This window comes from Mesorhizobium sp. M7A.F.Ca.CA.004.12.1.1 (genome assembly GCF_003997835.1).
GTDB lineage: Bacteria > Pseudomonadota > Alphaproteobacteria > Rhizobiales > Rhizobiaceae > Mesorhizobium.
Genome location: NZ_RZRK01000507.1, coordinates 1 through 4,562 on the forward strand (window position 1 = coordinate 1; position 4,562 = coordinate 4,562).

Below are 4,562 nucleotides of genomic sequence, written 5' to 3' on the forward strand. Positions count from 1 at the left end.
CTCGGTGTAGAGCGTCGACCATTTGGCGCCCCATTTACAGCCCTGGAAGCAGAAGCCGGTCTGCTGGCAGGACATGCGGTCGTCGCGATCGACCGAGTTGATCGCCATGTTGCCGGTGTGGCATTCCTTGTAGCCGAGCTTGTCGGCGCCGGCCTTCAACACCTTGAAATTGTTGTTGCCCGGCAGCCGCGGCCAGTCATTGGTGCCGGTGACGCCCATCTTGGCTTCAGCCTTGGCATAGTAGGGCTCCATCTCGGCCAGCGTGATCGGCCAATCGAGCAGGTTGGCGCCTTCCAGTTTGCCGTAGGTCGACAGCCCCTTGAACTCATGCTCCTGGAAGCGCAGCGAAGCTCCGGCCCAATGCGTGGTCGAACCGCCGACCGACTTGACGATCCAGGCCGGCAGGTTGGGAAAATCCTTGGCCACACGCCAGTCGCCGGACGTGGTGCGCTTGTCGGTCCAGGCGAGCTGGCTGAACGAACCCCACTCGTCATTGATGAAGTCTTCGTATTCGTGGCGCGCGCCGGCTTCCAGGATGACGACGTCGACACCCTTCTGGGCGAGTTCGTTGCCGAGCGTGCCGCCGCCGGCGCCCGAGCCGATGATGACGACCACGCCATCGTTGTTCAGATCAAATGAAGCTGCCATGGTTTCCTCCCATGATTTCTGTTTGCGGGTTCAGGAGCGACGGGGCTCAGAGCCACTCGATGTCGTCGAAACCGCGCGCGATGTAGCCGCCCTTGGAATAGGACTCGCCCTCGTAACCGAAGATCGGCCACACCTCTTTCTGGTTGTAGAGGCTGACCACGAGGCCACCCCGAATGGCCTGGAAGAACGGCGTCGCCTCGATTTGCTTCAGCACGGCGACGCGCTGGTCCTCCCAGCCAAGGCCGCGGTAGCCGCCGTCACCGGACTTCTTGTCGAGGTCGGCGATGCCATCTTCGAGCATAGTCTTGTAGGCGGCGTCCTTGCCGGCCTGTTCGTCGTGGCCTTTCACGGCAATGGCGTAATATTTGTCCGGAACCTGATCGTGCGGATAGATGTCACGCGCCATCTGGATCAGCGTCGCCATGGTTTCGGGCTTGAGTGCCGATGTCTCCAGTCCCCAGGCATGCTCGGGGCTGATGACGGCGCTGCCTGAGATGACGAGCAGCGCGCCGATGCCGCCCCGTTTAAGAAGCTCTCGACGGGACAGCCCAGGCTTCGCGTCATAGATCGTGACCATTTTATTCCTCCCTGCTTGCTATGTGCGCTCTCTTCAGAACGCCGTTGCTGGCGCGCTGCCCCCGTCAGGGGACGGCTGCGATGTCTCCTATTGGAAGCGACCTCCGCGTTGCAGAACCTCGATCTTGTAGCCGTCGGGATCCTCGATGAAGAAAAAGCGGGCGATCAGCGATCCGTCGCGGTTGAACTCGACGATTTTCTTCGGGTTGAGCCCTAGCGCGCCGAGACGATCATGTTCGCCGTCGAGATCGACGACCGAGACCGCCAGATGGCCGTAGCCGTCGCCGAGCCCGTAAGGCTCCTGCCGATCCTTGTTCACGGTCAGTTCGAGCTCGAACCCTGCCTCGGCATTGCTGAGGTAAATGAGCGTGAATGTCTCGAAATCCAGCCTGTCGGCGACATCGAGCCCGAAGGCGTTTCTGTAGAAATCGAGCGATCGGGCTTCGTCGAGAACCCGGATCATACTGTGGATCGCCTTGGCCAAATCAGTCTCCGTTCTGGTGTGGAGGCGATTATGCGCGGCACGGACAAAAGGTGGTGGCAGCCGGTTACCACGCCCGCAGCCGCGAACGGGACGAAAGTCCGATTGCCGGACCGGCAATTTTGCCCGAGAATGCATGTGGGGACAGGTCAAGCAGTATCAAACTGCACGCCCGTCCACCCAAGACCAACAATCATGGGAGGTTTGTCGGATGTGCAGGGTGTTTGCGGGCCAGGATCCCGAAGGCTATCGCCAGATCAACCGGTCGATTCGCATCGACGGCCACTCGACCAGCATCCAGCTCGAAGCGACATTCTGGGCTTTGCTGGACGAAATCGCCGAAAACCAGGATTTGACGACGCCGAAATTCATCTCCAAGCTCTATGACGAAGCCATCGAGATCAACGGCGCCATCCCGAACTTTGCGTCGATGCTGCGCACCACCTGCGCGCTCTATCTGCGGGGCCATCGGCCGGGAATGGATGAGCAGATGGTGCCGAAGCGGGAGGCTGCTTAGCGCATTGCGCTCAGCTGAGTTCTTGCGCGAGCCCGATGAGAAGCCCTCCAGGCCCTCGAATGTAACATAGCCGATACACGTCTTTATACTGGACGACTTAGCCTTCGAGCCGCGCACCGCGATTGCGGAGCCTTTCAAGCGTCCCGTCAATGTCGTCCACGGTGAACATGACGCGGAGGTAGCCCAGGGCGTTAACCGGGGCGTTGCGGTGATCGGCGACGACAGGCGGCGTGAGGAAACGGGACAGTTCGAGCCGGCTGTGGCCGTCCGGCGTCCGCATCATGGCAATCTCGACGCGCTGATCGCCCAGTCCAGTGACACGTCCGGCCCATTCCCCTTCGATCATGGCCCGCCCTTCGAGCTCAAGGCCGAGCTCGCCAAAAAAACCAATCGTCTCTTCGAGGTCATCGACGACGATTCCTATGTTGTCCATCCGTTTGAGCGCCATGTGTTCAGTCTATAAGGCGTCGTCCAGGCCGTAAACTCCTTAGGCTGCTTGCCAGCTGAGCAAGGGCGATCAGGTCCTGATTCATGGCTGATGGCACGATGCTGTTTCTATCGGTCCAGCATCCGGGCAGGTAGGCCGGATGCTTGGCGGGATCGTGGCCCGGCAATTCTAGCGTTGCGCAGGGCAGTTCCGAAACATTGGCCCGGCTCGTCCTTGCCGGCAGTCAGGCCGTGCATACGGCTGATGCGCCGACAACGCCCGCCATGCCGTCCCTGGCCTGGCGCCTGAAGGACCAGGAGGTCGCCGACGTCCTGACCTATGTGCGCGCCAGTTGGGGCAACGCCGCCCCGGCGGTCGCCTCCGACGATGTGGCAGCCGTGCGCAAGCAATTGCTCCCGTAACTCGGCTAGCTCTCGGCTGCGACAGCGAGCGCCAGACGGCTCATGTCGGTGAAAAGCGCCTGGCGCTCGGAATAGTCGGTCTGTTCGCCGGTCTCGATGTTGTCGACCACGACACACATCGACAGCGCACGCGCTCCGAAATGCTCCGATATGCGATAGAGCGCGCTGGTTTCCATATCCACGGCCAGGGCTCCTTGCGCCCGCGCAACGGCAAAACGGGCGCGCCCCTCCGGGTGATAGAAGATGTCGCTGCACACCGTCAGGCCGGCATGATGGTCGATGCCGAATTCTACCGCCTTGGCCAGTGACGATGCGAGGAGCGCCGGGTCGGGGCCAGCGGGTCCATAAAGGCCGAAAACCTGGCCGCTCTGGGCGCTTTCCGCCTGCGCCGATTGCGAGATGACAAGGCTGCGCAGTTTTGCCTTTGCGGTCAGGCTGCCGCAGGTGCCGGTGCGGATCAACGTCCGGGCGCCATAATGGTCCAGCAGTTCATGCGCATAGATCAGAAACGATGAAACGCCGATGCCCGTCGCCTGGATGCTGACGGGTTTGCCGCCAAACAGCCCGGTGAAGCCAAGTGCGCCGCGGCGGCGATTGATGCAGCGCGGCGCTTCCAGGAACGTTTGCGCCATCCACTCGGCGCGCTGCGGGTCACCCGGTAACAAAACCGTGTCGGCGTAGTCGTCCTTGTCCGCTTCGTTGTGCGGCGTCACCAGTTGCTCCCCCTAAGCCTTCCAGCCGTTTCACCCGCAATCATGGCGTTGTCACGGCGTTGTGCAAGATGGAACATGGGAAAGGCTCTAAGACTCCAGCACGTCCTTGACGATCGTCGCCAGTTGCTTGAGCGAAAACGGCTTGGGCAGAAAGCCGAAATGCGCATCTGCCGGGAGGTTTCTGGCGAATGCGTCCTCGGCGTAGCCGGACACGAAGACGAACTTGATGTCCGGCTGGCGCTTGCGCAATTCACCAAGCAGTGTCGGTCCGTCCATTTCCGGCATGACCACGTCGGAAACGACGATATCGACCTTGCCGCCCAGTGCCTCGAACACTTCCAGCGCCTCGACGCCCGACGATGCCTCGTGCACGGTGTAGCCACGCGAGGTCAGCGCCCGCATGCCGCCCATGCGCACGGCATCCTCGTCCTCGACGAGCAGCACCGTGGCCGAGCCCGACAGATCCTTGGCCGGATCGGCGACCTTTGTCGGCGCCGCCGGCGCATCGCCGGGCTCGCCTGCTTTTTTCGCTTCGGCGATGTGACGCGGCAGGAAAATGCGGAAGGTCGAGCCTTTGCCGACTTCGGAATCGCAAAAGATGAAGCCGCCGGTCTGCTTGATGATGCCGTAGACCATCGACAGGCCAAGGCCGGTGCCCTTGCCGACTTCCTTGGTGGTGAAGAAAGGCTCGAAAATCTTCTTCAGCACGTCGGGCGCGATGCCGCTGCCGGTGTCCTCGACTTCGACCACGACATAGTCCGCCGGGGCGAGTTCGCGG

Annotated in this window: 7 protein-coding genes and 1 pseudogene; 2 read left to right on the forward strand and 6 right to left on the reverse strand. The window is 61.7% G+C overall.

The features are described 5' to 3' along the window. From EN984_RS23700 to EN984_RS23710, 3 genes are all read right to left on the reverse strand, one after another. Positions 1–648: GMC family oxidoreductase N-terminal domain-containing protein (locus EN984_RS23700; RefSeq protein WP_164765602.1), on the reverse strand; the 648-nt coding region annotated here is incomplete at its 3' end. Between the two features lie 46 nt (positions 649–694). After that, on the reverse strand, positions 695–1,225 hold the full coding sequence (locus EN984_RS23705) for a gluconate 2-dehydrogenase subunit 3 family protein (RefSeq protein ID WP_127268967.1): 531 nt from the start codon (positions 1,223–1,225) through the stop codon (positions 695–697). Between the two features lie 87 nt (positions 1,226–1,312). Then, positions 1,313–1,708, reverse strand: a complete 396-nt coding sequence (locus tag EN984_RS23710) for a VOC family protein (protein ID WP_127271303.1) — start codon at positions 1,706–1,708, stop codon at positions 1,313–1,315. A 208-nt stretch (positions 1,709–1,916) separates the two neighbouring features. Here EN984_RS23710 and EN984_RS23715 point away from each other — a divergent pair, with 208 nt between their 5' ends. Continuing rightward, positions 1,917–2,222: a ribbon-helix-helix domain-containing protein gene (locus tag EN984_RS23715; protein WP_127268969.1), complete on the forward strand. Its 306-nt coding sequence runs from the start codon at positions 1,917–1,919 to the stop codon at positions 2,220–2,222. 10 nt (positions 2,223–2,232) lie between these two features. On the opposite strand, the pseudogene EN984_RS23720 reads toward EN984_RS23715, so the two are convergent. After that, positions 2,233–2,670, reverse strand: a pseudogene (locus tag EN984_RS23720) (VOC family protein). Positions 2,671–2,900: 230 nt separating this feature from the next. On the opposite strand from EN984_RS23720, the gene EN984_RS23725 reads away from it, so the two are divergent. Continuing rightward, positions 2,901–3,071, forward strand: a complete 171-nt coding sequence (locus tag EN984_RS23725) for a hypothetical protein (RefSeq protein ID WP_236382813.1) — start codon at positions 2,901–2,903, stop codon at positions 3,069–3,071. A gap of 5 nt (positions 3,072–3,076) precedes the next feature. On the opposite strand, the gene EN984_RS23730 is transcribed toward EN984_RS23725, so the two are convergent. Together EN984_RS23730 and EN984_RS23735 are read right to left on the reverse strand one after the other, a co-directional pair. Continuing rightward, positions 3,077–3,784, reverse strand: a complete 708-nt coding sequence (locus EN984_RS23730) for a purine-nucleoside phosphorylase (RefSeq protein WP_127271305.1) — start codon at positions 3,782–3,784, stop codon at positions 3,077–3,079. A gap of 87 nt (positions 3,785–3,871) precedes the next feature. Further along, positions 3,872–4,562 (reverse strand): response regulator (locus EN984_RS23735; protein ID WP_127383983.1); only part of this gene is annotated, 691 nt, incomplete at its 5' end.

Coding starts and splice junctions, on each gene's coding strand:
- EN984_RS23705 (WP_127268967.1), bottom strand. CDS start 1,225: ATGGTCACGATCTATGACGCGAAGCCTGGGCTGTCCCGTCGAGAGCTT.
- EN984_RS23715 (WP_127268969.1), top strand. CDS start 1,917: ATGTGCAGGGTGTTTGCGGGCCAGGATCCCGAAGGCTATCGCCAGATC.